At 62.0% G+C, this 26,084-nt stretch carries 23 protein-coding genes and 1 pseudogene; 15 read left to right on the top strand and 9 right to left on the bottom strand.

Annotated features, from left to right (window positions below):
* The first annotated feature begins 1 nt into the window (after nucleotide 1).
* The 6 genes from BLR69_RS04490 (at nucleotide 2) to BLR69_RS04465 (ending at nucleotide 6,384) form a co-directional block, all read left to right on the top strand.
* Nucleotides 2–832, top strand: coding sequence for a carbohydrate ABC transporter permease (locus BLR69_RS04490; protein ID WP_003173672.1), 831 nt, complete (start codon nucleotides 2–4; stop codon nucleotides 830–832).
* A 22-nt stretch (nucleotides 833–854) separates the two neighbouring features.
* Nucleotides 855–1,958: an ABC transporter ATP-binding protein gene (locus BLR69_RS04485; RefSeq protein ID WP_071492593.1), complete on the top strand. Its 1,104-nt coding sequence runs from the start codon at nucleotides 855–857 to the stop codon at nucleotides 1,956–1,958.
* 18 nt (nucleotides 1,959–1,976) lie between these two features.
* On the top strand, nucleotides 1,977–3,458 hold the full coding sequence (locus BLR69_RS04480) for a mannitol dehydrogenase family protein (RefSeq protein ID WP_071492594.1): 1,482 nt from the start codon (nucleotides 1,977–1,979) through the stop codon (nucleotides 3,456–3,458).
* Nucleotides 3,459–3,597: 139 nt separating this feature from the next.
* Nucleotides 3,598–5,079 (top strand): xylulokinase, encoded by a 1,482-nt coding sequence (xylB, locus tag BLR69_RS04475; RefSeq protein WP_071492595.1) that lies wholly within the window; start codon nucleotides 3,598–3,600, stop codon nucleotides 5,077–5,079.
* 12 nt (nucleotides 5,080–5,091) lie between these two features.
* Complete coding sequence (locus BLR69_RS04470) at nucleotides 5,092–6,030, top strand: carbohydrate kinase family protein (protein WP_071492596.1); 939 nt, start codon at nucleotides 5,092–5,094, stop codon at nucleotides 6,028–6,030.
* A gap of 84 nt (nucleotides 6,031–6,114) precedes the next feature.
* Complete coding sequence (locus BLR69_RS04465; protein ID WP_071492597.1) at nucleotides 6,115–6,384, top strand: DUF2790 domain-containing protein; 270 nt, start codon at nucleotides 6,115–6,117, stop codon at nucleotides 6,382–6,384.
* 109 nt (nucleotides 6,385–6,493) lie between these two features.
* On the opposite strand, the gene BLR69_RS04460 is transcribed toward BLR69_RS04465, so the two are convergent.
* Together BLR69_RS04460 and ilvA are read right to left on the bottom strand one after the other, a co-directional pair.
* Nucleotides 6,494–6,760, bottom strand: coding sequence for a DUF1652 domain-containing protein (locus BLR69_RS04460; protein WP_071492598.1), 267 nt, complete (start codon nucleotides 6,758–6,760; stop codon nucleotides 6,494–6,496).
* 208 nt (nucleotides 6,761–6,968) lie between these two features.
* Nucleotides 6,969–8,000 carry a threonine ammonia-lyase, biosynthetic gene (ilvA, locus tag BLR69_RS04455; RefSeq protein ID WP_076955314.1) on the bottom strand — a complete coding sequence of 344 codons (1,032 nt, stop codon included), beginning with the start codon at nucleotides 7,998–8,000 and terminating at the stop codon, nucleotides 6,969–6,971.
* Between the two features lie 273 nt (nucleotides 8,001–8,273).
* Between ilvA and BLR69_RS04450 the strand changes: the two genes are divergently transcribed.
* Entirely contained in the window at nucleotides 8,274–8,474 is a 201-nt protein-coding gene (locus tag BLR69_RS04450; protein WP_003190946.1) for a ParD-like family protein, read from the top strand.
* A complete protein-coding gene (map, locus tag BLR69_RS04445; protein WP_071492599.1) occupies nucleotides 8,474–9,232 on the top strand; it encodes a type I methionyl aminopeptidase in 759 nt (252 codons plus the stop codon). The genes BLR69_RS04450 and map overlap by 1 nt, the downstream gene beginning before the upstream one ends.
* A 90-nt stretch (nucleotides 9,233–9,322) precedes the next feature.
* Here map and BLR69_RS04440 read toward each other — a convergent pair whose 3' ends face one another.
* Together BLR69_RS04440 and BLR69_RS04435 are read right to left on the bottom strand one after the other, a co-directional pair.
* Entirely contained in the window at nucleotides 9,323–10,246 is a 924-nt protein-coding gene (locus tag BLR69_RS04440; RefSeq protein ID WP_071492600.1) for a magnesium transporter CorA family protein, read from the bottom strand.
* 7 nt (nucleotides 10,247–10,253) lie between these two features.
* Nucleotides 10,254–11,840 carry a RimK family protein gene (locus BLR69_RS04435; RefSeq protein ID WP_071492601.1) on the bottom strand — a complete coding sequence of 529 codons (1,587 nt, stop codon included), beginning with the start codon at nucleotides 11,838–11,840 and terminating at the stop codon, nucleotides 10,254–10,256.
* Between the two features lie 94 nt (nucleotides 11,841–11,934).
* Between BLR69_RS04435 and BLR69_RS04430 the strand changes: the two are divergent.
* Nucleotides 11,935–12,381 (top strand): annotated as a pseudogene (locus BLR69_RS04430) (GNAT family N-acetyltransferase); the annotation flags it as partial.
* Nucleotides 12,382–12,425: 44 nt separating this feature from the next.
* Here BLR69_RS04430 and sfnG read toward each other — a convergent pair.
* A complete protein-coding gene (gene sfnG / locus BLR69_RS04425; protein ID WP_071492603.1) occupies nucleotides 12,426–13,550 on the bottom strand; it encodes a dimethylsulfone monooxygenase SfnG in 1,125 nt (374 codons plus the stop codon).
* 253 nt (nucleotides 13,551–13,803) lie between these two features.
* On the opposite strand from sfnG, the gene BLR69_RS04420 reads away from it, so the two are divergent.
* Nucleotides 13,804–15,045 carry an acyl-CoA dehydrogenase family protein gene (locus BLR69_RS04420; protein ID WP_071492604.1) on the top strand — a complete coding sequence of 414 codons (1,242 nt, stop codon included), beginning with the start codon at nucleotides 13,804–13,806 and terminating at the stop codon, nucleotides 15,043–15,045.
* A 730-nt stretch (nucleotides 15,046–15,775) separates the two neighbouring features.
* On the opposite strand, the gene BLR69_RS04415 is transcribed toward BLR69_RS04420, so the two are convergent.
* Together BLR69_RS04415 and BLR69_RS04410 are read right to left on the bottom strand one after the other, a co-directional pair.
* Nucleotides 15,776–16,561, bottom strand: coding sequence for a sulfite exporter TauE/SafE family protein (locus tag BLR69_RS04415; protein WP_058424851.1), 786 nt, complete (start codon nucleotides 16,559–16,561; stop codon nucleotides 15,776–15,778).
* 91 nt (nucleotides 16,562–16,652) lie between these two features.
* A complete protein-coding gene (locus tag BLR69_RS04410) occupies nucleotides 16,653–17,423 on the bottom strand; it encodes a class I SAM-dependent methyltransferase (RefSeq protein WP_071495998.1) in 771 nt (256 codons plus the stop codon).
* Nucleotides 17,424–17,561: 138 nt separating this feature from the next.
* Here BLR69_RS04410 and BLR69_RS04405 point away from each other — a divergent pair, with 138 nt between their 5' ends.
* The 3 genes from BLR69_RS04405 to BLR69_RS04395 all read left to right on the top strand — a co-directional run bounded on the left by BLR69_RS04405 (nucleotide 17,562) and on the right by BLR69_RS04395 (nucleotide 19,464).
* On the top strand, nucleotides 17,562–18,086 hold the full coding sequence (locus BLR69_RS04405) for a DUF3455 domain-containing protein (protein ID WP_071495999.1): 525 nt from the start codon (nucleotides 17,562–17,564) through the stop codon (nucleotides 18,084–18,086).
* Between the two features lie 185 nt (nucleotides 18,087–18,271).
* Nucleotides 18,272–18,799 (top strand): sigma-70 family RNA polymerase sigma factor, encoded by a 528-nt coding sequence (locus BLR69_RS04400; protein WP_172832127.1) that lies wholly within the window; start codon nucleotides 18,272–18,274, stop codon nucleotides 18,797–18,799.
* Nucleotides 18,796–19,464, top strand: coding sequence for an anti-sigma factor (locus tag BLR69_RS04395; protein ID WP_071496001.1), 669 nt, complete (start codon nucleotides 18,796–18,798; stop codon nucleotides 19,462–19,464). Before BLR69_RS04400 ends, BLR69_RS04395 begins: the two co-directional genes overlap by 4 nt.
* Here the strand turns inward: BLR69_RS04395 and BLR69_RS04390 are convergent, their stop codons facing one another.
* Together BLR69_RS04390 and BLR69_RS04385 are read right to left on the bottom strand one after the other, a co-directional pair.
* Complete coding sequence (locus BLR69_RS04390; RefSeq protein WP_071496002.1) at nucleotides 19,465–20,766, bottom strand: ATP-binding protein; 1,302 nt, start codon at nucleotides 20,764–20,766, stop codon at nucleotides 19,465–19,467.
* Nucleotides 20,767–20,769: 3 nt separating this feature from the next.
* Nucleotides 20,770–21,471, bottom strand: coding sequence for a response regulator transcription factor (locus tag BLR69_RS04385; RefSeq protein WP_071496003.1), 702 nt, complete (start codon nucleotides 21,469–21,471; stop codon nucleotides 20,770–20,772).
* Between the two features lie 321 nt (nucleotides 21,472–21,792).
* On the opposite strand from BLR69_RS04385, the gene BLR69_RS04380 reads away from it, so the two are divergent.
* A complete protein-coding gene (locus BLR69_RS04380; protein ID WP_071496004.1) occupies nucleotides 21,793–22,935 on the top strand; it encodes an efflux RND transporter periplasmic adaptor subunit in 1,143 nt (380 codons plus the stop codon).
* 6 nt (nucleotides 22,936–22,941) lie between these two features.
* A complete protein-coding gene (locus tag BLR69_RS04375) occupies nucleotides 22,942–26,034 on the top strand; it encodes an efflux RND transporter permease subunit (protein WP_071496005.1) in 3,093 nt (1,030 codons plus the stop codon).
* Nucleotides 26,035–26,084: the final 50 nt, after the last annotated feature.

The following is a 26,084-nucleotide window of genomic DNA, read 5'->3' as shown; positions in this document are numbered from 1 at the left end:
CATGACGCTTCAACAATCCCGCCGCCTGCAAAGCCTGTTGCTCGGCACCCTGGCCTGGGCCATCGCGATCCTGATCTTCTTCCCGATCTTCTGGATGGTGCTGACCAGCTTCAAGACCGAAATCGACGCGTTCGCCACACCGCCACAGTTCATCTTCACGCCGACGCTGGAGAACTACCTGCACATCAACGAGCGCAGCAACTACTTCAGTTACGCGTGGAACTCAGTGCTGATTTCCTTCAGCGCCACCGCCTTGTGCCTGCTGATCTCGGTGCCGGCCGCCTACTCCATGGCGTTCTACGAAACCCAGCGCACCAAGGGCACGCTGCTGTGGATGCTGTCGACCAAGATGCTGCCGCCGGTGGGCGTGCTGATGCCGATCTACCTGCTGGCCAAGAGTTTTGGCCTGCTGGATACACGCATCGCCCTGATCATCATCTACACCCTGATCAACCTGCCGATCGTGGTCTGGATGGTTTACACCTACTTCAAGGACATCCCCAAGGACATCCTCGAAGCCGCGCGCCTGGATGGCGCGACCCTGTGGCAGGAAATGGTCCGCGTGCTGCTGCCGATTGCCAAGGGTGGCCTGGCGTCAACCGTGTTGCTGTCGCTGATCCTGTGCTGGAACGAAGCGTTCTGGTCGCTGAACCTGACCTCGTCCGCCGCCGCGCCGTTGACCGCGCTGATCGCCTCCTACTCCAGCCCCGAAGGGCTGTTCTGGGCCAAGTTGTCCGCCGTGTCGACCCTGGCCTGCGCGCCGATCCTGATCTTTGGCTGGATCAGCCAGAAACAGCTGGTGCGCGGTCTGTCCTTCGGCGCCGTTAAATAATAATTCCTAGCGGAGGCCCATCATGGCCAACCTGAAAATCAAGAATCTGCAAAAAGGTTTCGAAGGCTTCTCGATCATCAAAGGCATCGACCTGGAAGTGAACGACAAGGAATTCGTGGTGTTCGTCGGCCCGTCGGGCTGTGGTAAGTCCACCCTGCTGCGCCTGATCGCCGGCCTGGAAGAAGTCAGCGAAGGCACCATCGAACTGGACGGGCGCGACATCACCGAAGTGACCCCGGCCAAGCGCGACCTGGCCATGGTGTTCCAGACCTATGCGCTGTACCCGCACATGAGCGTGCGCAAGAACATGTCGTTTGCCCTGGACCTGGCCGGTGTCGACAAGAAGCTGGTGGAAAGCAAAGTCAGCGAAGCGGCACGCATCCTGGAACTGGGCCCGTTGCTGGAGCGCAAGCCCAAGCAACTGTCCGGCGGCCAACGCCAGCGTGTGGCCATCGGCCGGGCGATTGTGCGTAACCCGAAGATCTTCCTGTTCGACGAACCACTGTCCAACCTTGACGCCGCCCTGCGCGTGCAGATGCGCCTGGAGCTGGCGCGCCTGCATAAAGAGCTGCAGGCGACCATGATCTACGTGACCCATGACCAGGTCGAAGCCATGACCCTGGCCGACAAAGTCGTAGTGCTGAACAGTGGCCGTATCGAGCAGGTCGGCTCGCCGCTGGAGCTGTACCACCAGCCGGCCAACCTGTTTGTGGCGGGCTTCCTCGGCACGCCGAAGATGGGCTTCCTCAAAGGCAAGGTCACCCGCGTCGAAGGCCAGGGCTGCGAAGTGCAACTGGATGCCGGCACCAGCATCAGCCTGCCGTTGAGCAGCGCCACCCTGAGCGTCGGCAGCGCGGTGACCCTGGGCATTCGCCCGGAGCACCTGGAAATCGCCGCGCCGGGCCAAACCACCCTGACCGTCACCGCCGACGTCGGCGAGCGCCTGGGCAGCGACACGTTCTGCCACGTCATCACCGCCAATGGCGAGCCGCTGACCATGCGGATCCGTGGCGACATGGCCAGCCAGTACGGCGAGACGCTGCACCTGCACCTGGACCCGGCGCATTGCCATCTGTTCGACACCGATGGCGTGGCCGTGGCCCGTCCACTGCGCGCTGCCGCCTGATTTCGCGAGATTGAGCTGATGAAACTGAATAAACACAACCTCACCCAGCTGGCATCGCAAGTGAAGCTGCCCACCTATGCGATTGCCAGCACCACCCAGGGCATCGCCCATATCGGCGTCGGCGGTTTCCACCGTGCGCACCAGGCGTATTACACCGATGCGCTGATGAATACCGGCGAAGGCCTGGACTGGAGCATCTGCGGCGTCGGCCTGCGTGCCGAGGACCGCAAGGCCCGCGACGACCTGGCTGGCCAGGACTACCTGTTCACCCTGTACGAGCTGGGCGATACCGACGACACCGAAGTGCGGGTGATCGGCTCAATCAGCGACATGCTGCTGGCCGAAGACGGCGCCCAGGCGCTGATTGACAAACTGGCCGACCCGGCGATTCGCATCGTCTCGCTGACCATCACCGAGGGCGGCTACTGCATCGACGACAGCAACGGCGAGTTCATGGCCCACTTGCCGCAGATCCAGCACGACCTGGCGCACCCGGGCGCACCGAAAACCGTGTTCGGCTTTATCTGCGCCGCATTGACCCAGCGCCGCGCCGCCGGCACCCCGGCGTTTACCGTGATGTCCTGCGATAACCTGCCGCACAACGGCGCCGTGACGCGCAAGGCGCTGCTGGCGTTCGCGGCCCTGCACAACGCCGAGTTGCACGACTGGATCAAGGCCAATGTGAGCTTTCCCAACGCCATGGTCGACCGTATCACGCCGATGACCAGCACCGCCCACCGCCTGCAACTGCACGATGAACACGGCATCGACGATGCCTGGCCGGTAGTGTGCGAACCCTTTGTGCAGTGGGTGCTGGAAGACAAATTCGTCAACGGTCGCCCGGCCTGGGAAAAGGTCGGCGTGCAGTTCACCGATGACGTCACGCCCTATGAAGAAATGAAGATCGGCCTGCTCAACGGCAGCCACCTGGCGCTGACCTACCTGGGCTTTCTCAAGGGTTATCGGTTTGTGCACGAGACCATGAATGACCCGGTGTTCGTGGCCTACATGCGCGCCTACATGGACCTGGACGTCACACCGAACCTGGCGCCGGTGCCGGGCATCGATTTGACCGAGTACAAGCAAACGCTGGTGGACCGTTTTTCCAACCAGGCGATTGCCGACCAGCTGGAGCGGGTGTGCTCGGATGGCTCGTCGAAATTTCCCAAGTTCACCGTGCCGACCATCAACCGGTTGATCGCCGACGGGCGCGAGACGGAGCGTGCAGCCCTTGTCGTTGCCGCCTGGGCGCTTTACCTCAAAGGCGTGGATGAAAACGGCGTGAGCTACAAGATCCCCGATCCGCGTGCCGAGTTCTGCCAAGGGCTGGTGAGTGATGATGCACTGATCAGCAAGCGCCTGCTGGGTGTGGAAGAGATTTTTGGCACGGCTATTCCCAAGTCGGCCGAGTTTGTGGCAGCGTTCGAGCGGTGTTATGTGAGCTTGCGCGATAACGGCGTGACCGAAACCCTGAAGCATCTCCTGAAGAAACCGACCTAAACATGTGGGAGGGGGCTTGCCCCCGATGAGGGAGTATCAGTTGATGCATCTTTAGCTGACCCAGCGCTATCGGGGGCAAGCCCCCTCCCACATTGGAATGCATGGCCAACTCGAACAATAAACTGCTGAGCACACCCTTATGACCCAGCAAAACCTGTTTCTCGGCATCGACTGCGGCACCCAAGGCACCAAGGCCATCGTCCTCGACGCCACCAGCGGCAAGGTACTCGGCCTCGGCGCTGCGGCGCACACCCTGATCAGCGGCGCCAACGGCCGCCGCGAACAGCACACCCAGGAATGGCTCGACGCCTTTACCGAAGCCACCCACCGCGCCCTGCAACAGGCCGGTGTGGACGGCCAGGACATCCTCGGTATCGGCGTGTCCGGCCAGCAACACGGCCTGGTATTGCTGGATGAACACGGTGAGGTATTGCGCCCGGCCAAGCTGTGGTGTGACACCGAAACCACGCCTGAAAACGAGCGCCTGCTGGCCTACCTGGGCGGCGAGAACGGCTCGCTGGAACGCCTCGGCGTGGCGATTGCGCCGGGCTACACCGTGTCGAAACTGCTGTGGACCCGCGAACAGCCCCCGGAGCTGTTTGCACGCATTGCGCATATCCTGCTGCCCCACGACTACCTCAACTACTGGCTCACCGGCCGTGCCGTCGCAGAATACGGCGATGCGTCGGGCACCGGCTACTTCAATGTGCGCAGCCGTGAATGGGATGTGGACCTGCTCAAGCACATCGATCCCAGCGGCCGTCTTGAAGCGGCGCTGCCGGCGTTGATCGAGGCGAATCAACGCGTCGGTACGATCCTGCCGGCCATCGCCGAACGCTTGGGCATCAACCCCAATGCCATCGTTTCCAGCGGCGGCGGCGACAACATGATGGGCGCTATCGGCACCGGTAATATCGCGCCCGGCGTGATCACCATGAGCCTGGGGTCCTCGGGCACGGTGTATGCGTTTGCCGACCAACCCAACGTCAGCCCGCAGGCTTCGGTCGCTACCTTCTGCTCATCCAGCGGCGGCTGGTTGCCATTGATCTGCACCATGAACCTGACCAATGCCACCGGGGTCATCCGCGAGCTATTCGACCTCGACCTGGCCGCGTTCAACGCCCTGGTCGAGCAAGCACCGATTGGCGCCGACGGCGTAAGCATGCTGCCGTTCCTCAACGGCGAACGCGTACCCGCCCTGCCCCACGCCACCGGCAGCCTGCACGGCCTGACCATGACCAACCTGACCCGCGCCAACCTGTGCCGCGCCGTGGTCGAGGGCACTACCTTCGGCCTGCGCTACGGCCTCGACCTGCTGCGCCAGACCGGCCTGCGAAGCCAGAGCATCCGCTTGATCGGCGGCGGCTCGAAAAGCCCGGTGTGGCGCCAGATGGTCGCCGACATCATGAACACCGAAGTGGTCTGCACCGAACAAAGCGAAGCCGCCGCCCTGGGCGCGGCGATCCAGGCGGCGTGGTGCCAGTCCGGTGAAGCGCTGGCCAGCCTGTGTGACAAATGCGTGAGCGTCGACCCGGCCAGCCGTACCCTGCCAGTGGCGGCCAGCGTGGGCGCCTACCAGCAGGCTTACGAGCGCTATCAACAACTCGTGGCAACCCTTTAAGAGCGAACGACTATGTATCTGGTGTGTGGTGAAGCGCTGTTTGATTTCTTCAGCGAGGAAGATGCCAGCGGGCAGGCTTCCAAGGTCAACTACAAGGCGATTGCCGGCGGTTCGCCGTTCAACGTGGCGGTAGGCCTGCGCCGCCTCGGTGTCGAAGCCGGGTTGTTCGGCGGGTTGTCGAGCGACTTCCTCGGTCGTCGCCTGTTGCAGGTGCTCAAGGATGAAGGCGTCAGTGAACGGTTCCTGGTGGAGTTCGCCGCGCCGACCACCCTGTCGATGGTCGCCGTGGGCGCCGATGGTTCACCGCAGTACAACTTCCGTGGCGGAGGTTGCGCCGACCGGCTGCTGGAAATCGCCCATCTGCCTGCCCTGGGCGATGATATTCGCGGCCTGCACATCGGCTCGTTCTCGCTGGTAGTGCAACCGATCGGCGACACGCTGCTGAACCTGGTCAAGCGCGAAAGCGGCAAGCGCCTGATCAGCCTCGACCCCAATGTGCGCCTCAATCCGCAGCCGGATATCCAACTGTGGCGCGACCGCGTGGCCGAACTGGTCAAGCATGCCGACCTCATCAAGGTCAGCGACGAAGACCTGCACCTGCTCTACCCCGATCAATCGCCGGAAAGCGTGCTGCAGGGCTGGCTGCAACACCGTTGCCAATTGGTGTTCCTCACCCGTGGCGGTGACGGCGCCAGTGTCTTCAGCCGCCAGCACGGCAATTGGTCTGCGCCGGCGGTCAAGGTGGTGATGGCGGACACGGTGGGTGCCGGTGATACCTTCCAGGCTGCGCTGATCGCCTGGCTGACCGAGCAGCAGCTGGATTCGGTCGACGGCCTGCAACAGCTGACCCGTGCACAGATCGACGCCATGCTCGGCTTTGCCATCCGCGCCGCCGCATTGACCTGCACCAAGACCGGCCCGGACCTGCCTTACCGTCAGCAGCTTAAATGAAGCTTTTGTCAGCCAACTAAACATTAATCGATGGTTAATCCCGCAAGTCGACAGTGAAGTGGTACCCACTTGCGGAGCACCACCATGAAACTGCGCACCTTAATGCTCGGCGCCAGCCTGGCGCTGGCAGCCGTGTCAGGCCTGGCCCAGGCCGACGATCAAGTCGCCACTGTCAAACCCGTGCCCTACCACTACGGCCTGCCGATGAACATCGACAAAGTCCTGGCCATGAACGAAACCCCGACCGATGAATGCAAAGTGATCAAGGCGGATATCAAGTTCTTGGACAAGGCCGGCAAAGTCGAAGACGTGAGCTATCGGAAGATGTCCGACGCCTGCGACTTCCAGAATTGAAGCCAACCACTGTAGGAGCGAGCTTGCTCGCGAAGACCCCATAGACACCGAGGGCTACCAGAAGCGCTGCGTTATCATCGGCGATTTTCGCGAGCAAGCTCGCTCCTACCTAATAGGCGCGCCCTCCTGCTCTTTGCAGGGTGGGTGCATGGCTGTGCTTGAGGTCTTCACGCAAGCCGGTGATCAGGTTACAAATGGCCCGACTGCTGTCGAGTTTATCGGCATTGATGCCTTTGACTTCCAAATCCACCCGGTCACGGTCATGGTCGTCGTAGACCTTGATCGTCAGCGAAGCATCTTCGGCTTTGGTGCATTCGCACCGTTTGGGCAGGAAACTTCCTTCAATAATGCTGCGAAGTTCTAATTCCGAAAGCATGGTCAACCTCTCCTTTTCTGAGACTGCCAACAGATTGTTATTAAACCCACGGGCGCTCGCCCGCTGCGTCTTGCCGACCCTGGAAGACGCTTGTAACACCCAAGCCTACTCGGCAAAATCGGCCATCGTTGTAACCTTTCCTCATAAGCGATGGGCCGGGTTATATAAGTAAAGCAGCGTTGTTTAAATCGTCGTCGATTGGCTGCGATTAAACGTTTAACCCTGAACGTGCGCTTTGCGCGGCAACTCTTTCAGCAACATGTCGCAAACTATCGAAGTTGATATTCGCCCCCGAATTGACCGCCACCAGGGTCTGCCCCTGTACGCCTCTCATGGCGACGTACTTGCGCACACCCGCCACCGCCAATGCGCCGGAAGGCTCGGTGATAGAGCGGGTATCGTCATAGATCAACTTGATGGCGCTGCACAATTCGTCGTTGCTGACGGTGATGACTTCATCCACCCAATGGCGGCAGATTTCAAACCCGTAGGCGCCGATCTGCGCCACTGCCGTACCGTCGGCAAACCCGTCGACACTGGGCAGCACCACCCGCTCCCCCGCTTGCAGCGCCGCCAACAGGCAGCTGGAGCCTTCGGGTTCGACGCCGATGATGCGCACCTCGGGGCGCAGGTATTTGACGTAGGCGGCGATCCCGGCGATCAGGCCACCGCCACCCACGGGCACGAAGATCGCGTCCAACGCGCCCTGTTGTTGACGCAGGATCTCCATGGCCACGGTGCCCTGGCCGGCAATCACATCCGGGTCATCGAAGGGCGACACGAAGGTGGCGCCGGATGACTCGGCCAGTTGCAATGCATGGGCCAGGGCAAAGGGGAAACTCTGCCCATGCAACACCGCTTCAGCACCGCGAGAACGCACGCCGAGTACCTTGAGTTCCGGGGTGCTGGCGGGCATCACGATGCGCGCCTTGATCCCCAGCTCCCGCGCCGCCAGCGCTACACCTTGCGCGTGATTGCCCGCCGACGCCGTAACCACGCCCCGGGCCTTTTGTGCATCACTCAACTGCATCAACTTGTTATAGGCGCCGCGGATCTTGAAGGAAAAGGTCGGTTGCAGGTCTTCACGCTTGAGCAGCACCTGGTTGCCCAGCAAGGCCGATAGCGCGGGCGCGACCTGCAACGGCGTACGCACCGCCAGGTCGTAGACCGGGGCGGCGAGGATCTTCTTCACATACTGTTCAAGCAAGCCCGTGTCGGCGGTCTCGGGGCGGGTACTCATGGCTGTCTCCTGGCTTTTTGTAAAGGGCCCGGGAGACGGAAAAACAAAACCCGCCTCAAGGGCGGGTTTGGGTGCAGCCGTGCGCTATCCCGCCAAATGAGGAATGGCGGTAATAATGCTTGGCTGGCTGCGAAAGGTTTGAAAAGTCATGTCACGAAACTAACCGGCGGCCCGCGCCCAAGTCAATGGCCTTGCGCCATTTAGCGGCCGGGGGTTTACGCCAGATATACGAAACATATACGCTTTGTATATCAACCCAGCACAGTGAACACCATGGGCATCGTCAAGATCACCGACCAACTGCACGAACAACTGCGCCTGGCCAGCGCCGCGATGGACCGCTCCATCAACGCCCAGGCCGAATTCTGGATCAAGATCGGCCTGCTCGCCGAGCTCAACCCCCACCTGCCCTACAACGAGTTGATCAACAAACTGTTGCTGGACAAGCCCGATCTGATCCGGGGGCGCAGTTGATGATCAAGACTGCCGCACAACTGGCCGTGATGCGTGAGTCCGGGCGCCTGCTGGCCCAGGTCTTCAGCATGCTCGATGGGTTCGTCGCCGCCGGCCGCTCCACCCTGGAGCTGGACGCCGCCGTCGAAGCCTTCATCCGCAATGACCTCAAGGCCCGCCCGGCGAGCCTGGGCCAATACGACTACCCCTTCTGCATCAACACCTCGATCAACGAGGTGGTGTGCCATGGCATGCCCAGTGCCAAGGAAATCCTCAAGGACGGCGATATCATCAACATCGACATCACCCTGGAAAAAGGCGGCTTTATCGCCGACTCCAGCAAGATGTACATGATCGGCAGCGTCGCGCCCAAGGCCCGGCGCCTGGTGGAACAGACCTTCGAAGCCATGTGGGCCGGTATCCGTCAGGTCAAGCCCGGCGCGCGCCTGGGGGATATCGGCCATGCGATCCAGAGTCACGCGCAGGCCAACGGCTACAGCGTGGTGCGTGAATATTGCGGCCACGGGATCGGGCGCGAAATGCACGAAGAACCGCAGGTCCTGCACTTCGGCCGCCCCAGTACCGGGCTGGTATTGCGCGAAGGCATGGTGTTCACCGTCGAGCCAATGCTTAACCAGGGCAGCTCGAAAGTGCGCAGCCTCAAAGACGGCTGGACAGTCGTCACCAAGGACAACAGCCTGTCGGCGCAGTGGGAACACACCGTGGCGGTGACGGCGGACGGCTTTGAAGTCCTGACCCTGCAACCCCAACCCTTGTAGGAGCGAGCTTGCTCGCGAAGATCGCCCAGACGCCGCGTTAAACCAGGAGACTTGCGTCATCGTTGACGTTTTTCGCGAGCAAGCTCGCTCCTACAGTTTGATGCGCGTGAGGCCCAGGACCATCAATCCTCCGCCTAGCCCCATCGCCAGCAGGAACAGCGGATACGACACCCACCACGGCGTCCCCGCCGTCATCATGCTGAACTCCGACATGCCACCGATGCTCGCAATCAGGTTGAGCGGCAGGAATACCACGTTGATCAGCGTGAGCTTGCGCAACAGGTTGTTCATGCTGTTGTTCATCAGGTTGCCGCGCGCGTCGATCAGCCCGGAAAACACATTGGAATAGATCTCCGCCTGTTTGTAGCACTGGTGGTTCTCGATGATCAGGTCATCGATCAAGCCAATGATCTCAGCGCTGAAATGCTCCTTCTCTGCGTGGTTGCGCAGCCGCGACAGCACCGCGCCGTTGCTGTGCAGCGCGTTGATGTAATAGATCAGGCTTTCGCTGAGGCTGAACATCTGCATCAGGTGGTGGTTGCTCATGGACGCATTGAACTGCTGCTGCAGCTCGCGGGCGACCAGCTTGATCACCTTGAGGTGACCGAGGTAATGGTGGATGTTGTTCAGTAGCAGGTCGAGCAGCACATCCAGCGGCGTGTGCAGCGGACGGCGCTTGCCCAGGCCGGTCAGCGGGGTTTCGTCGGTGGCGATCACCAGCAGGCGGCTGGGGGAAAACAGCAGGCCGCAGGACGACACTTCGAACACCAGGTTGCCGCCGCCAGAGTAGTTCTCCGGGCGTTTCCAGATCAGGAACAGATTGTCAGGGTGAAACTCGATGCGCGAGACTTCATCCGGGTCCAGGGCCGAGGCCAGGGCGTGTTCATCCAGTTTGTGATGGTCGCGCAGCCACTCACGTTCGGCCAGGTCAGGGTTGTTGAACAGCATGATCGGGGCTGCGTCACTCTCCCCGCCCTGCAGCTTGCCATCGATCAGCTCGAAACGCTGGATCATCGCCGGGTCACCAGACCTGGCCCTGACGCTTCAACTCCAGGCGCCGCACGAACTCCTCCAGCACCAGGCCATACAGGTCGTCCTGCAAGTAGGCGTCCTCGATGCCCGCATCCAGGTTCGGGTTGTCGTTGACCTCGATGACCACCACCTTGTCACCGGACTGCTTGAGGTCGACGCCGTAGAGGCCATCGCCGATCAGGTTGGCGGTCTTCACTGCCAACTCGACCACAGCCCTGGGCGCTTCATGCACCGCCAGGGTGCGGCATTCGCCGTTGATGGCCTGGCCGATGGCCTTGTGGTTGTAGATCTGCCAATGGCCCTTGGACATAAAGTACTGGCAGGCGAAGATCGGCTTGCGGTTGAGCACGCCGATGCGCCAATCGTATTCGGTGTAGAAGAATTCCTGGGCCAGCAACAGCACTGAATGCTCGAACAACTCGGCGGTGGCCTTGAGCAAGGCTTCCTGGCTTTCGACCTTGATCACGCCACGGGAAAAGCAGCCGTCAGGGATCTTCAGCACCAGCGGGAAGCCCAGGCGCTCGCCGACCCGCTCGAAGTCTTCCGGTCGCTCCTTGTACAGAATTTCGGTGGCGGGCATGCCCAGTTGGTGGCTGTTGAGCAAGTCGGTGAGGTAGACCTTGTTGGTACAGCGCAGGATCGACGCCGGGTCGTCCATCACCACCAGGCCTTCGCTTTCGGCTTTCTTGGCGAAGCGGTAGGTGTGGTTGTCGACGCTGGTGGTCTCGCGGATCAGCAAGGCGTCGTACTCGGCCAGGCGCGAATAGTCCTTGCGCTCGATCAACTCCACATCGATGCCCAGGCCCCTGCCCACGCGGATGAAATTGTCCAACGCCTTGGCATTCGACGGCGGCAATTGCTCCTGGGGATCGTGCAGGATGGCCAGGTCATAACGGGCCAGGCGACGTGAGCGCGGCTGGCGCCAGATCTTGCGGCTGAAGTTATCCAGGGCGTGCGCGAATTGATCTTCCTGATCATCGCGCAACTTGTGCAACACCCCAGACTTGACCCCTTCTATGTGCCAGCCGTTATTCTTCTTGAAATCAACTAGCAGGATCGGACACGGGAACGCTTCAAATAACTGACGGGCCAGGTCCTGCAACGGTTCTATATTGGTCCGACCAAAGTAAAGTGTCAGGGTAAAGCCTTCGGTATTGCTGTAAAGATGATGACTCAAGGCTTTATCGAGGGTTTTATCCAGGTCATCCAGGGCCAGGCCGTACAGCGACTTCTTGGTCAGTTCGCTGATGGTGCGCACCGACGGAATCACCTTGTGCCCACGGGCTTCGGCCAGCAGCGAGCAGTAGTAACCGTGCCCCAGGTACTTGTAGCTGCGGCACAGGTTGATCACCTGCACACGCTTGCCGGTCTCGGTTTCCCGGGTCTGTTCCAGGTATTCCTGGGCGGTGACGATGTCTTCGCTGGGGAAGTAGGAGGCCCAATCTTCCTTGCGCTCGACAATAATCACGACTTGACGGGTTCCTTTGAGTGCGGCAGAAAAATAACCTTTGTCAGTTATTGTCGTCGCGACTGTTTGCTCCGATACTTCACGCCAATGACCTTGTACCGCCGACATAATAATTGATCCGCTTTAGAGAACTCGACCTTTTCTATTAAGCACGATCTTTTAGAGAAGTCCCGTTTCATTACGCAACTTTTACGGCGGTTATATGGCTCTTTGCTTTCGCGTTGCAACCCTCTGCGATGTGCCTCGATTACTGGCACTGGAACAGCAGTGTTTCACCACCGACCGGCTGTCATTACGCAGTTTCGAGTGGATGGTCAGCCGCGCCCACGGCCAGTTGCTGGTGGCGGAAAATGACGGGCAGTTGCTCGGCTATGCGCTGGTGCTGTTCCGTCGGGGCACCTCATTGGCGCGCCTGTACTCCATCGCCATCGCCGAGCATGCACGGGGCATTGGCTTGGGCAAGCAGTTGCTGAACCGCGTGGAAGCTACCGTCGTGGCACGGGGTTACACCCGCCTACGCCTGGAAGTACGCGCCGACAACCCCGGTGCTCTGAGCCTCTATGAGCGCAACGGTTACCGGCGCTTTGCCCTGATCGACGATTATTACGAAGACCACACCCCCGCCCTGCGCCTGGAAAAGACGTTGCTCTCTGTAGGAGCGAGCTTGCTCGCGAAGATCGCCCAGACGCCGCGTTAAACCAGGAGACTGGCGTCATCGTTGACGTTTTTCGCGAGCAAGCTCGCGCCTACAATGGCCTTGGCTTCCAGCTCACGCACCAGCGGCAACACGCGCTTGCCGAAATACTCGACTTCTTCCTGGAAATGCAGGAAACCTGCGAGCACCAGGTCCACCCCCACCGCCTTGAGCGCGACGATGCGCTCGGCAATCTGCTGCGGTGTGCCGATCAGGTTGGTCTTGAAGCCATCGTTGTACTGCACCAGGTCCTCGAAGCTGGACTTGGCCCAGTTGCCCTCGCCCTCCGGTGACGCCTTGCCGGCCTGTTTCGCTGCATCACCGAAGGCATTCACCGCTTCCGGATCGGCCTTGTCGATGATCTCGGCCAGCACGGCGCGGGCTTCTTCCTCGGTGTCGCGGGCGATCACGAAGGCGTTGACGCCGACTTTGACCGAATGGTTGTTCGCGGCGGCCTTGGCACGAATGTCATCGACCTGGGCCTTGATGCCTTCCGGGGTGTTGCCGTTGGTGAAATACCAGTCCGACACCCGCGCTGCCATGTCCCGCGCCGCCCGCGAGCTGCCGCCCTGGAACACTTCCGGCTGGCCCAGTGGCTTGGGCTTGAGGGTGTAATTGTTGAACCGGTAGAAGTCGCCCTTGAAGGTGAAGTCATCCTGGGTCCAGATGCCCTTGAGGGCGCGGATGAACTCTTCGGAGCGGCGATAACGCTCGTCGTGCTCCAGCCAGTGTTCGCCAATGGCCTGGAACTCGCCCTTGAACCAACCGCTGACGATATTCACCGCGATGCGGCCGTTGGTGAGCTGGTCGATGGTCGCCAATTGCTTGGCCGCCAGCGCCGGTTGCCATGGGCCGGGCAGGATCGCGGCGATCACCTTGAGCCGGGTGGTCGCGGCCAGCAACGCGTGACTGAACGCCACAGACTCATGCTGGTTCTCGGCGCCGTAGCCGGCAGTGAAGCGGATCTGGGTCAGGCCGTACTCGAAGCCGGCAGCCTCGGCCAGTTGCGCCAGCTTGCGGTTGTAATCGATGCCCCAGTGGGTGCGTTGTTCGATTTTGCTGACCACCAGCCCACCGCTGACGTTGGGCACCCAGTAGGCAAATTTCACGGCGTGTTGAGTCATCGGACGGTACCTCGCACAAAAGGGATGTACGAGGGCTTGAGCAGCAAGCGTGCCAGGCCGGGGAAACGCCCAGGCCGGGCGGCTTGGGCCGGATACCCGGCGCCATCGCCAGTGTGTTGGATTGCGTCGGTTTGTCGATCCGCTGTTGCCAGGGCAACAGTGGCCCGGTGTTTTTCCCCGTAAATACGCGCCCGGGCACCCGGCACGGACTGTGCAATCCCCTCTGCATCGATCACTGCCCAGGAACCTCGCCATGACCGAACATCACGTCATCAACCCGCTGTCCACCGGCGTCGACTACCCCGCGCTGGCGGCACGCTTTCGCCCGATCTTCCAGCGCATCGCCGAAGGTGCCGTAGCGCGCGAACACAACCGCGCCCTGCCCCATGAGCCGATCCAGTGGCTCAAAGAGGCAGGGTTTGGCGCCGTCCGCGTGCCGGTGGAATATGGCGGCGGTGGTGCTTCATTGCCGCAGTTGTTCGAACTGCTGATCGAACTGGCCGAAGCCGACTCCAACGTGCCCCAGGCCCTGCGCGGGCACTTCGCCTTTGCCGAAGACCGCCTGAATGCACCGCCCGGCGCCGGCCGCGACCTGTGGTTCAAGCGTTTCGTGGACGGCGATATCGTCGGCTGTGCCTGGACCGAAATCGGCAACGTGGCCATTGGCGACGTGGTCACCCGGGTCAGCCCCGACGGCGACCAATGGAAGCTCAATGGAGAGAAGTTCTACAGCACCGGCAGCATCTTTGCCGACTGGATCGACGTGTACGCCCAACGCAGCGACACCGGTGGCGACGTGATCGCCGCGACCCGCGCCCGTCAACCGGGCGTGGTGCACAGTGACGACTGGGACGGCTTTGGCCAGCGCACCACCGGCAGCGGCACGTCGCGCTTTAGCGATGCGGTGGTGGAGGCGGACAACGTGATCGACTTTGCCACGCGCTTCAAATACCAGACCGCGTTCTACCAGTTGGTGTTGCTGGCCACCTTGGCGGGTATCGGCCGTGCGGCACTGCGCGATGTGGCGCATCAGGTGCGCAGCCGCAAGCGCATCTACAGCCATGGCAATGCGGCGCATGTCAGCCAGGATGCGCAGATTCAACAGGTGGTGGGTGAAGTGGCGGCGCTGGTGTATGCCGCCGAGGCGACTGCGTTGAAGGCGACGTTGCCGGCGCAACGGGCGTATGTGGCACGGTTTGGGGGGGATGATGCGGTGGAGCGCGAAGCGAACGTGGCAGCCGAGATTGAGTCGGCTACCGCGCAGGTGGTGGTGTCGGGGTTGATCCAGCGGGCGACCAGTGAATTGTTCAATGCGTTGGGGGCTTCGGATGTGCGTCAGGGTAAGGCGCTGGATAGACATTGGCGGAATGCGCGGACGGTGTCGTCGCATAATCCGGTGATTTACAAGGCGCGGATTGTGGGGGATTGGGTGGTCAATGGGGCGGAGCCGCCGTTTGTTTGGCAGATTGGGAATGGGCCTGGTGTAGTGGGTTGAGGTTTTTGACTGTGTGTATATCCGTTATTTAGGTGATGGCGGATATTGGTTCCGCCCTTACGGCGGGTCACTTTTGGAAAAGAGCCCCAAAAGTAACCAAAAGGGCTCTTGCCCCAACACTCGGCACCTCGCTTAGGCTCGGTGTGCCCGTAATCCGACAGTGATTTGGGGGGCCGCCGCCACGCGCCATCCATGGCGCGGGGCGGCTAAACCGGCATCCCTGCCGGTTTACCCCCCCAAATCCCTGCCGAATTCCGGCCAGCGTGTTTGACGGGGCGCCTAAGATCAAAATCAAAAGCAGAGCCAGAGCCAGAGCCAGAGCCAGAGCCAGAGCCAGAGCCAGAGCCAGAGCCAGAGCCAGAGCAAACCACCCTTCAACTGATACATGAAGATCAAACTGTGGGAGGGGGCTTGCCCCCGATGGCGGTGTGTCAGCCAACTCATCAGTGACTGACCCACTGCCATCGGGGGCAAGCCCCCTCCCACACTTTGACCGAGTACCGGCCATTCAATCCGGTCGGCTCTAAGGCCGCCGCGCTCTTGCTTTTGATCTGGGGCGCCCCGTCAAACACGCTGGCCGAACGCAGGCTTGAATCAGTGGGTAACCCGGCAGGACGCCGGGTTAGCCGTCCTGGGCCAGGGATGGCCCATGACGGCGGCCCACGGATTCAAGCCGGAGTGAGGGCGGAACCATAAGTAGCCGTTACCGAAATAACGGATATACCCCCAATCAAAAAGCCAATTTATAGCCAATGGCCATGAGCATAACCGCCAAACAAGGCCGCAACACCCCGTCCGGCAGCTTCCCCGTCATATGACTACCGACATAGATCCCCGGCAAAGACCCCATCAACAAAAACCCGAGCAGATGCCAATCCATATTCCCCATGCTGGCGTGCCCCAACCCGGCCACCAAAGTCAGCGGCACCGCATGCGCAATCTCCGTCCCCACCAGCCGCCGCGTAGCCAGAAACGGATACAGGATAAACAACGCGACCGTCCCCAGCGCACCCGCGCCAATGGATGTCAGCGCCACCATGGTGCCGAGGATCGCCCCCGTCACTACCGTCAGCGCATTCAGATTGCGCGGGCTCATGTGGTAGCTATCACCCGCATGCCGCTGGGCAAAGGCCAACAGGCGGTTCTTGAACAGAATCGCCAACGCCGTCAGCAGCAACACCACACCAAGCGCCTGCTTGATCACCGCATTCATCGCACTGGGATCGGTATGCAGGCTGGCCAGGAACCACAGCGTCAGCAACACCGCAGGCACGCTGCCCAGGGTCAGCCAGCCGGTGATGGTCCAGTCGATGTTCTTGTTCTTGCCGTGCACCAACACCCCACCCGACTTGGTGATGGCGGCGTACAGCAGGTCGGTGCCTACCGCGGTGGCCGGGTTGATGCCGAACCACAACAGGATTGGCGTCATCAACGAACCACCGCCCACACCGGTCATGCCCACGATAAAACCCACGATCAGGCCGGCAACCACGAAACCAAAATTACCCACATCCATTACAGCTACCTGCGGCCTTATAAATTTCTGGCCGCAGGATAGCGATTTTTCTTATAACGACTTATACCAATATGATCTGACTTTATGCCTTTTAGACCAGTCGATGACAGACGTAAGCCTGGGTCTGATACGGGAAGGCCACGGTGTCGCGCCCTTTCAAGGCAGGATGGGTGTCGATCAGCGCCTGCAATTGCGCAGTGACGCGGGCCTTGGGCTCATCGGCCAACGCGGCAATGAAGCTCACGGAGAGGAAACGATCCATGATCACCTCCTGAGGGCTGCCGACATGGTTGTAGGGGAAACAGGTCACTTCGGGTTGGGAGAAATACTTGCCGCTGAAGGCATCACGCCAGCGGCCGGTATGAAAGCGCGGTGTGTCGCCCTCGTACGGGGTAATGATGTCGGTGATCGCGGCGACCCAATCCACCGATTCATCCCGCACATTCCACACCAGGCCAAGGCGGCCGTCAGGCTTGAGCACGCGATGGATTTCCGCCAGGGCCGCCTCGGTGGAAAACCAGTGGAACGCCTGGGCGCACACCACTGCATCGGCGCTGGCGGCTGGCAAGGGGATGGACTCAGCGGTGCCATTGAGCAGGCGCACATCCGGCAGCAGTTTGGTCAACTGCGCGCCCATCGCCGCCACCGGCTCGACCGCAATCAGGGTCGGTGCCAGGGTGCTGAGCAAACGGGTGAACTTGCCGGTGCCGGCGCCCAGGTCAATCACGCTGGACTGCGCGCTGATGCGCAATGTGTCGGCCAGCCAGCCCGTGAGTTGCCGCGGATAATCCGGCCGCCCCTGGGCGTAGGTAACGGCCTGGGTAGAGAAACCTTGTTGAGCAGACGTGTGCACACCAGTCATTGCCAATCTCTCCTCGGGTAAAACGGGGGCACAGTGTGCGCCCTCTGAGGTTTATTTTCTAATCGCTGCATCCAATCGTGCTCGCCGTGGGTAGTCCTTTCAGTCACCCCGCTGTTTTACTGAAATGGAGAAGTACCCATGAACGCTAAAGCACTGTTCTGCCTCACCGCCCTGCTCGCCGCCGCGCCCGCCGCCTTTGCAACCCAGGCCGACTTGCCCGACAGCATCAAGGTGCCGGACGGCCACAAAGTGGCGTTGGAAACCACCGGCGTCGGCGAAATCACCTACGAGTGCCGTGACAAAACCAACGCTGCCGGCCAGACCGAGTGGACGTTTGTCGGGCCCAAGGCGGTATTGAATGACCGTAGCGGCAAACAAATCGGCACCTACTTCGGCCCACCCGCCACCTGGCAGGCCAAGGACGGTTCGAAAATCACCGGCACCCAATTGGCCGTGGCACCCTCCGGCGCGGGCAACTTGCCGTATCAACTGGTCAAGGCCAACCCGGCCGAAGGCAAGGGTGCGATGAGCGGCGTGAGTTACATCCAACGCGTCGCGCTCAAGGGTGGCGTGGCGCCGAGCAGCGCATGCACTGCGGCCAACAAGGGCAAGCAGGAAGTGGTGAAGTACCAGGCGGATTACATCTTCTGGGCGGCCAACTGAGCAAAGTCGGCTACGCTGGCTCAAGGAAACCGTCCCCGTCCCTGTAGGAGCGAGCTTGCTCGCGAAGAACTCAAGAACGCCAAGCGCACCCTGGATGCCTGCGTTATCGTTGACGTTTTTCGCGAGCAAGCTCGCTCCTACAGGGGGCGGGGCGATCGTTAATGTGGTGCCAGGAATCCGTGTCTTTGCCAGAGATGACTTTTGATTACGAAGCCTGCCTGCAGGCCTGCGCCCTTGGTGACCAACACGCCTTGCGCCAGCTCTACGAGCAGGACAGCAGCCGCTTGCTCGGCGTGGCGCTACGCATCGTCCGGGACAAGGCCCTGGCCGAAGACATCGTGCATGACGCGTTCATCAAGATCTGGCGTGGCGCCGGCAGTTTCGACCCCAGCCGCGGTTCGGCCCGTGGCTGGGTGTTCAGCGTGACCCGGCACCTGGCGCTCAATGTGGTGCGCAATCACTACCGCGAAACGCCGTTGGGCGAAGAACACGAGCAAGTCGCTGCCGCCGACACCTTTGAATTCTCTGCGCGCTCCGGGCAAATCCACACCTGCCTGGAGCAACTCGACCCGGCCCGTCGCACGTGCATCCTGCATGCCTATGTCGACGGTTTTTCCCACAGCGAAATCGCCCGGAAACTGGACACCCCGCTGGGGACCGTCAAAGCCTGGATCAAACGTAGCCTCGCCGCGTTGCGGGAGTGCATGGCATGAGCAACCCTCTGGACGAACTGGCCGGCGAATATGTACTGGGCACCCTGCCCGGCGAACAGCGCGCCGAAGTGGAGCAACGACTCAAGCACGACGCCGAGCTGCGCGCCGCAGTGGACGCCTGGGAGCAGCGTCTGTTGCCGCTGACGGCCTTGGCGGAACCCGTGCCGCCCTCCGCTGAATTGTGGCGACGCATCGAGCGCCACACGGCCAGCGCCCACACCCCCTGGTGGAACCTGCTGGCCGTGTGGCGCGGCCTGGCCGGTGCCGGGCTGGTCACCACACTGGTCCTGGCCGCACTGTTGCTGACGCGTCCACCCGCCCTTGAACCCCGCTTTGTAGTGGTGCTGGTCGCGCCGCAAAGCCAGGCACCGGGCTGGGTGATCCAGGCCAGCAATGACCAGCAGATTCAGTTGATCCCCTTGGGCGTGGTGGAAGTGCCAGCCGACAAGGCCTTGCAGTTCTGGACCAAGGGCGATGGCTGGCAGGGGCCGGTGTCGTTGGGGCTGGTCAAGCCCGGCCAGACACTCTCGGTGCCGCTGGACAAGCTGCCGCCGTTGACGCAGAACCAGCTGTTCGAGCTGACCCTGGAAGACTCACGGGGCTCGCCGACCGGCAAGCCCACCGGGCCGATCCAGGCAATCGGTCGCGCGGTCAAGGTGCTCTGATCAGCCGGCGCTGGGCAACCACACCCGGAACCGTGCCCCGCCCAATGGCGAAGCCAGCGCGGTCAACGTGCCGCCCTGGGCTTCCAGGGCGCGCCGGCTGATGGCCAGGCCCAGGCCGAAACCACCGGTGGCGCGATCACGGCTGCGATCCAGGCGGTAGAACGGCTCGAAGATGCGCTCACGCTGGTCGAGCGGGATGCCGATGCCGTCATCGTCCACCCAGATTTCACAGCCTTTGGCGCAGACGTTCACGCCGACCTGAATGCGTTTGTCGCAGTAACGCGTGGCATTGCGCAGCAGGTTCTGCAAGGCGCGGGCGGTGAGGCGCGGGTCGAGGCTGAAGCGCTCCACGGCGCAGTCGAGCGCGACATCAATGACGATCTCGGGGTTTTCCAGTTCGTCGTCGACGCTGCCCAGTACGCTGTCGATAAACTCATCGAGCACCACCTCGACCCGCTCCGGCAGTTGCGCCGGGTTTTGCAGGCGGCTGTAGGACAGCAACTCCAGCACCAGCTCATCCAGCTCGCGGATATGCGCCACCAGGCCATGCAGGCGTTCGCGGCTGGCCTCGGGCAAATCTTCGGACAGCGCCAGGGCCAGGCCGAAATCCAGACGCGTGAGCGGCGTGCGCAGCTCATGGGAAACGGCGTTGAGCAAATCGCGTTGCTGGTTGAGCAGGTGCTCGATATCGTCGGCCATGGTGTCGAACACCGCCGCCAGGCTGCCGATGCTGGAGCTGGCCGGCAGGTGTGTGCGTTCGGCCAGGTTGCCCCGACCCAGTTGCCCGGCCGTGCTTTTCAGGCGTTCCAGGTCGCGCCAATGCGGGCGCAGCCACACCAGCAGGCAGGCCAGCAACGCGGCGACGATCAGCACGTTGATCGCCCAATACAGCACGTTCATGTCCATCGGGTCGGGCGGTATGGTCAGCTTGACCACGAATTGCTCATTGATCGGCGAGCTGATCTGCTCCATCCAGCCCCATTCGCCCAGGCGCACCACCGACTTGCCCTGCTCCAGCAGTTGCTCTTCCGCCGGGGTGTAGCTGGCGTCCTGGCGCAACAATAATTGCACTTTCAGCGGCGCAAAATCGCGGCCCAGTTGCTCGGTCACCTGTGACCAACGCTCCACCGGCGCCCGCTGGTATTGCTTGACGATCAGCTTTTGCTGGCCGCGGGTCTGCTCGATGTTGTAGTTCATGTAGCGGTGTTCGAACAGCTGGATCACCAACGAAGGGATCAGATAGATCGCCAGGCTGTAGGTAACAATGGTGATCAGGTAGAGGCGTAGCAATACACGAAACATGGCTCAGCATTCCCACTCGGAACGGCTGAACAGGTAGCCCTTGCCCCACACCGTCTTGATCTTGCGCGCCTCGCCGGCGTTGTCGTCGAACTTGCGGCGCAGCTTGGAGATGGCCACGTCCACCGACCGGTCGGTGCCGTTGAACTCGATGCCACGCAGGCGTTGCAGGATCTGGTCGCGGCTGAGCACTTCGCCGGCATGCCGCGCCAGCACCACCAGCAGGTTATATTCGCCGCTGGACAACTCCACCGCCTGGTCGCGCCAGGTCACGGTGCGCTCCGACAGGTCGATGCACAGGTTGCCCATGATGATCTGGTCGTTGGCCACCTGGGGCTCGGACAGGCTGCTGCGACGCAACAAGGTGCGGACACGGGCGAGCAGCACACGCGGCTCGCAGGGCTTGGTCACGTAGTCGTCGGCGCCCATTTCCAGGCCCAGTACCTGGTCGTGGCTGTCATCGCGGGCGGTGAGCATCAGGATCGGCAGGCCCGCGGAGTCGGCACGCAGCAAGCGGCACACCTGCAGGCCGTCGAGGCCGGGCAGCATCAGGTCGAGGATCACCAGGTCCGGTGGGTTCAGGCGTGCGCGTTCACGGACATGATCACCACGGCTGAGCACGCTGACGTGGTAGCCATTGCGTTCCAGGTAGCTGGCAATCAGCTCGGAAAGTGCGGCGTCGTCTTCCACCAGGAGGATGTTGGGCATAAAAGTGTTTCCAGAAAATGCAGTTGTTGGTCGTACACAAATCCCATGTGGGAGGGGGCTTGCTGTGGTGAGTGGGGCTTTCCCGACGAGTTCACAGCAGATCGATAGGGCTGCTCCGCAGCCCAACGCGGGGCAAGCCCGCTCACCACAGCAAGCCCCCTCCCACATGGCATCTCCAGTGTTTGCAGGATTGTGCAAGGATATACGCCCCCGGCGCCCCGCGCGCCGCACCTTACATTTCTTCACACACGAGCTACACAGCTTCACAGCACCACGGCGCAGGTGACTTTAGGATGCGCCAGTCAATATTGGGATAAGAGCATGTCGAAGAATCTGTTTGCGCCATTTTGCCTGCTGGCCCTCACCCTGGCCCTGAGCGCATGTGGTGACTCTGCCGCCGAAGCGCCGGAAATGCCCCTGGCCAAAGTGCGCATCGAAACCCTGGAAGCCAAGCCGCTGTCGATCAGCAGCGAACTGAGCGGGCGCATTGCCGCGCCGCGCATCGCCGAAGTGCGCGCACGGGTCGCCGGCGTGGTAATGCAACGGGTGTTCAAGGAAGGCCATGACGTGAAACAGGGCGACGTGCTGTTTCGCATTGACCCCGCGCCGTTCAAGGCCGACCTCGACAGCGCCCAGGCCAACCTCAGCAAGGCCGAGGCGGATGCGTTCAAGGCGCGCCTGCAGGAGCAGCGCTACAGCCAATTGGTGGAAGGCAACGCCATCAGCGGCCAGGACTACGACAACGCCCGCGCCGCCGTACGCCAGACCAACGCCGAAGTTGCCGCCAACAAGGCCGCCGTGGAGCGCGCCCGCTTGAACCTGGGCTACGCCACCGTGACCGCGCCGATTTCCGGGCGCATCGGTCGTGCGCTGGTCACCGAGGGCGCGCTGGTCGGCCAGAACGAGGCCACGCCGCTGGCGATCATCCAGCAACTGGACCCGATCCACGCCGACCTGACCCAGTCCAACCGCGAACTCAACGACCTGCGCCGCGCCTTCCGCGCTGGCAGCCTGAAGCAGGTTGGCCAGGACCAGGCCAAGGCCACGCTGATCGAGGATGACGGCAGCCTGTACCCACTGCCGGGCAAGTTACTGTTCGCCGAGATCAGCGTCGACCCGGGCACCGGGCAGATCATCCTGCGCAGCGAGTTCCCCAACCCGAACCTCGACCTGCTGCCCGGGAGCTTTGTGCGGGTGCGCCTGGAGCAAGCCGTCGACAAGCAAGGCATCAGCGTGCCGCAACGCGCCATCACCCGTGACAGCGCCGGTATCCCGATGGTCTTGCTGCTGGACGCCGAGCAGACCGTGAGCCAGCAGCCGGTGGAGTTGGGTGCGGTGGTCAACGATCGCTGGATCGTCAGCAGCGGCCTCAAAGCCGGTGACCGCATCATCGTCGAAGGCCTGCAGCACGCGCGCCCCGGTGAAAAAGTTGAAGTGGACGACAGCCCGCTCGTAAAGGAATAACCCGCCATGCCGCAGTTCTTTATTGACCGCCCGATCTTCGCCTGGGTGGTCGCCCTGTTTATCCTGCTGGCCGGCTTGCTGGCCATCCCGCAGTTGCCGGTGGCGCAGTACCCCAACGTTGCGCCGCCCAAAGTCGAAATCTACGCGGTGTACCCTGGCGCTTCGGCCCAGACCCTGGACCAAAGCGTGGTCAGCCTGATCGAGCAGGAGCTCAATGGTGCCGATCACCTGCTGTATTTCGAATCCCAGAGCAGCCTGGGTTCGGCCACCATCACCGCCACCTTCCAACCGGGCACCAACCCGGAAATGGCCCAGGTGGATGTGCAGAACCGCCTCAAAGCGGTAGAGCCGCGCCTGCCGCAAGCGGTGACCCAGCAAGGCTTGCAGGTGGAGAAAGTCTCCGCCGGTTTCCTGCTGCTGGTGACCCTCACGTCCAATGACGGCAAGCTCGATGACGTGGCGCTCAGCGACTACCTGGCGCGCAACGTGATGAACGAACTCAAGCGCCTCGACGGTGTGGGCAAGGCCCAACTGTACGGCGCCGAGCGCGCCATGCGCATCTGGATCGACCCGCAGAAGCTGATCGGTTTCAACCTCACGCCGGCTGACGTCAACGCCGCGATCAGCGCGCAGAACGCCCAGGTTTCTGCGGGCAGCATCGGTGATCTGCCGGGCACCAATACCCAGGAAATCACCGCCGCGATCCTGGTCAAGGGCCAGTTGTCGACGCCGGCTGAATTCGCCGACATCGTGCTCAAGGCCAACCCGGACGGTTCCACCGTGCGCATCGGGGATGTGGCGCGGGTGGAAGTCGGCAGCCAGGAATACCAGTTCTCCACCCGCCTGAACGGCAAGCCCTCCACCGCCGTCAGCGTGCAGTTGTCGCCCGGCGCCAATGCGTTGAGCACCGCGACCCTGGTGCGGGCCAAGATGGACGAGCTGTCGCGCTATTTCCCGGCCAATGTGGAATACAAGATCCCGTACGACACCTCGCCGTTCGTCAAGGTCTCGATCACCAAGGTGGTCTACACCCTGCTGGAGGCCATGGCGCTGGTGTTCGCGGTGATGTTCCTGTTCCTGCAGAACGTGCGCTACACCTTGATCCCGACGCTGGTGGTGCCAATTGCGCTGATGGGCACCTTCGCCACCATGTTGCTGCTGGGCTTTTCGATCAACGTGCTGACCATGTTCGGCATGGTACTGGCCATCGGTATCCTGGTGGACGACGCGATTGTGGTGGTGGAGAACGTCGAGCGGATCATGGCCACCGAGGGCCTGTCGCCCAAGGAGGCGACGAAAAAGGCCATGGGCCAGATCACCGGCGCCATCATCGGTATCACCCTGGTGCTGGTGGCGGTGTTCCTGCCGATGGCGTTCATGGCCGGTTCGGTGGGGGTGATCTACCAGCAATTCTCGCTGTCGATGGCCACCTCGATCCTGTTCTCGGCGTTCCTCGCCCTGACCTTGACCCCGGCCCTGTGCGCCACCTTGCTCAAGCCGATCCCCCAGGGCGAGCACCATGCCAAGGGCGGTTTCTTCGGCTGGTTCAACCGGCGTTTCGATCAGTTCACCGACCGCTATGAAGGCTGGGTGGCCTATGCCCTCAAGCGCAGCGGCCGCTACCTGCTGATCTACCTGGTGTTGCTGGTGGGCCTGGGGTGGATGTTCAGCCGCCTGCCCTCCTCGTTCCTGCCAGTGGAAGACCAGGGCTACACCATCACCGACATCCAGTTGCCGCCGGGTGCGAGCAAGAACCGCACGGTGCAGGTGGCCGAGCAGATCGAAGCGCACAACGCCGAGGAGCCTGGGGTGGGTGACACCACCATGATCATGGGCTTCAGCTTCTCCGGTTCCGGGCAGAACGCAGCGCTGGCGTTTACCACGCTCAAGGATTGGTCGCAGCGCAGCAGCGATGACTCCGCATCGTCGATTGCCGACCGCGCCAACATGGCCTTCAGCGAGCTGAAAGATGCCGTTGCCTACGCGATCCTGCCGCCGCCCGTGGACGGCCTGGGCACCTCCAGCGGCTTCGAGTTCCGCCTGCAGGACCGCGGTGGCGTGGGCCATGCCGCGTTGATGGCCGCGCGTACCGAGTTGCTGGCAGCGGCCGCAAAAAGCCCGATCCTGGCCAACGTGCGCGAAAGTGCGCTGGCCGAAGCACCGCAAGTGCAGCTTGAAGTGGACCGCAAGCAGGCCAACGCACTGGGCGTGTCCTTCGCGGACGTGGGCAATGTGCTGTCCTCGGCGGTCGGTTCGGCCTACATCAATGACTTCCCCAATCAAGGCCGCATGCAGCGGGTGGTGGTGCAGGCCGAAGGCGACCAGCGCAGCCAGGTGGCGGACTTGATGAAAATCAACGTGCGTAACAACGCCGGCAAGATGGTGCCACTGTCCGCCTTTGTCGAAGCCAAATGGACCCAGGGCCCGGCTCAGTTGACCCGTTACAACGGCTACCCGGCCATCGCGATTTCCGGCGAAGCCGCTCCGGGGCACAGTACCGGTGAAGCCATGGACGAGATCCAGCGGCTGGTTAGCCAACTGCCCGCCGGCCTGGGCCAGGAATGGACCGGCTTATCGTTGCAGGAGCGCTTGTCCGGTTCCCAGGCCCCGATACTGCTGGGCTTGTCGCTGCTGATCGTGTTCCTGTGCCTGGCGGCGTTGTATGAAAGCTGGTCGATCCCGACCTCGGTGCTGCTGGTGGTGCCGCTGGGTGTGCTGGGTGCGGTACTGGCCGTGGCCCTGCGTGGCATGCCCAACGATGTGTTCTTCAAAGTGGGCCTGATCACCATCATCGGTCTGTCGGCGAAGAACGCGATCCTGATCATCGAGTTCGCCAAGGACCTGTACGACCAGGGTGAAGACCTGATGAGCGCCACCCTGAAGGCCGCGCGCTTGCGCTTGCGCCCGATCATCATGACCTCGCTGGCGTTCATCCTCGGCGTGGTGCCGTTGGCGATTGCCACCGGCGCCAGTTCCGCCAGCCAGCAAGCGATTGGTACCGGCGTGATCGGCGGCATGATCACGGCAACGCTGGCGGTGGTGTTTGTGCCGGTGTTCTTTGTGGTGGTCATGAAGCTAGTGAAGAAATCTCCCCGGTAAACCGAGTTAAACCCTGTGGGAGGGGGCTTGCCCCCGATGCGGTATGTCAG

The organism is Pseudomonas azotoformans, from assembly GCF_900103345.1.
In the GTDB taxonomy this organism is placed as follows: domain Bacteria; phylum Pseudomonadota; class Gammaproteobacteria; order Pseudomonadales; family Pseudomonadaceae; genus Aquipseudomonas; species Aquipseudomonas azotoformans.
This window is presented reverse-complemented; position numbering and strand designations above follow the sequence as displayed.

Excerpts from the sequence above, each read along its gene's own strand:
- BLR69_RS04450 (WP_003190946.1), top strand. The coding sequence starts at position 8,274 with ATGGGCATCGTCAAGATCACCGACCAACTGCACGAACAACTGCGCCTG.
- BLR69_RS04485 (WP_071492593.1), top strand. The coding sequence starts at position 855 with ATGGCCAACCTGAAAATCAAGAATCTGCAAAAAGGTTTCGAAGGCTTC.
- xylB (WP_071492595.1), top strand. The coding sequence starts at position 3,598 with ATGACCCAGCAAAACCTGTTTCTCGGCATCGACTGCGGCACCCAAGGC.
- BLR69_RS04470 (WP_071492596.1), top strand. The coding sequence starts at position 5,092 with ATGTATCTGGTGTGTGGTGAAGCGCTGTTTGATTTCTTCAGCGAGGAA.
- BLR69_RS04390 (WP_071496002.1), bottom strand. The coding sequence starts at position 20,766 with ATGTTTCGTGTATTGCTACGCCTCTACCTGATCACCATTGTTACCTAC.
- BLR69_RS04420 (WP_071492604.1), top strand. The coding sequence starts at position 13,804 with ATGACCGAACATCACGTCATCAACCCGCTGTCCACCGGCGTCGACTAC.
- BLR69_RS04380 (WP_071496004.1), top strand. The coding sequence starts at position 21,793 with ATGTCGAAGAATCTGTTTGCGCCATTTTGCCTGCTGGCCCTCACCCTG.
- BLR69_RS04440 (WP_071492600.1), bottom strand. The coding sequence starts at position 10,246 with ATGATCCAGCGTTTCGAGCTGATCGATGGCAAGCTGCAGGGCGGGGAG.
- BLR69_RS04375 (WP_071496005.1), top strand. The coding sequence starts at position 22,942 with ATGCCGCAGTTCTTTATTGACCGCCCGATCTTCGCCTGGGTGGTCGCC.
- BLR69_RS04480 (WP_071492594.1), top strand. The coding sequence starts at position 1,977 with ATGAAACTGAATAAACACAACCTCACCCAGCTGGCATCGCAAGTGAAG.
- ilvA (WP_076955314.1), bottom strand. The coding sequence starts at position 8,000 with ATGAGTACCCGCCCCGAGACCGCCGACACGGGCTTGCTTGAACAGTAT.
- BLR69_RS04410 (WP_071495998.1), bottom strand. The coding sequence starts at position 17,423 with ATGACTGGTGTGCACACGTCTGCTCAACAAGGTTTCTCTACCCAGGCC.
- BLR69_RS04435 (WP_071492601.1), bottom strand. The coding sequence starts at position 11,840 with ATGTCGGCGGTACAAGGTCATTGGCGTGAAGTATCGGAGCAAACAGTC.
- sfnG (WP_071492603.1), bottom strand. The coding sequence starts at position 13,550 with ATGACTCAACACGCCGTGAAATTTGCCTACTGGGTGCCCAACGTCAGC.
- BLR69_RS04465 (WP_071492597.1), top strand. The coding sequence starts at position 6,115 with ATGAAACTGCGCACCTTAATGCTCGGCGCCAGCCTGGCGCTGGCAGCC.
- map (WP_071492599.1), top strand. The coding sequence starts at position 8,474 with ATGATCAAGACTGCCGCACAACTGGCCGTGATGCGTGAGTCCGGGCGC.
- BLR69_RS04405 (WP_071495999.1), top strand. The coding sequence starts at position 17,562 with ATGAACGCTAAAGCACTGTTCTGCCTCACCGCCCTGCTCGCCGCCGCG.
- BLR69_RS04395 (WP_071496001.1), top strand. The coding sequence starts at position 18,796 with ATGAGCAACCCTCTGGACGAACTGGCCGGCGAATATGTACTGGGCACC.
- BLR69_RS04415 (WP_058424851.1), bottom strand. The coding sequence starts at position 16,561 with ATGGATGTGGGTAATTTTGGTTTCGTGGTTGCCGGCCTGATCGTGGGT.
- BLR69_RS04385 (WP_071496003.1), bottom strand. The coding sequence starts at position 21,471 with ATGCCCAACATCCTCCTGGTGGAAGACGACGCCGCACTTTCCGAGCTG.
- BLR69_RS04490 (WP_003173672.1), top strand. The coding sequence starts at position 2 with ATGACGCTTCAACAATCCCGCCGCCTGCAAAGCCTGTTGCTCGGCACC.
- BLR69_RS04460 (WP_071492598.1), bottom strand. The coding sequence starts at position 6,760 with ATGCTTTCGGAATTAGAACTTCGCAGCATTATTGAAGGAAGTTTCCTG.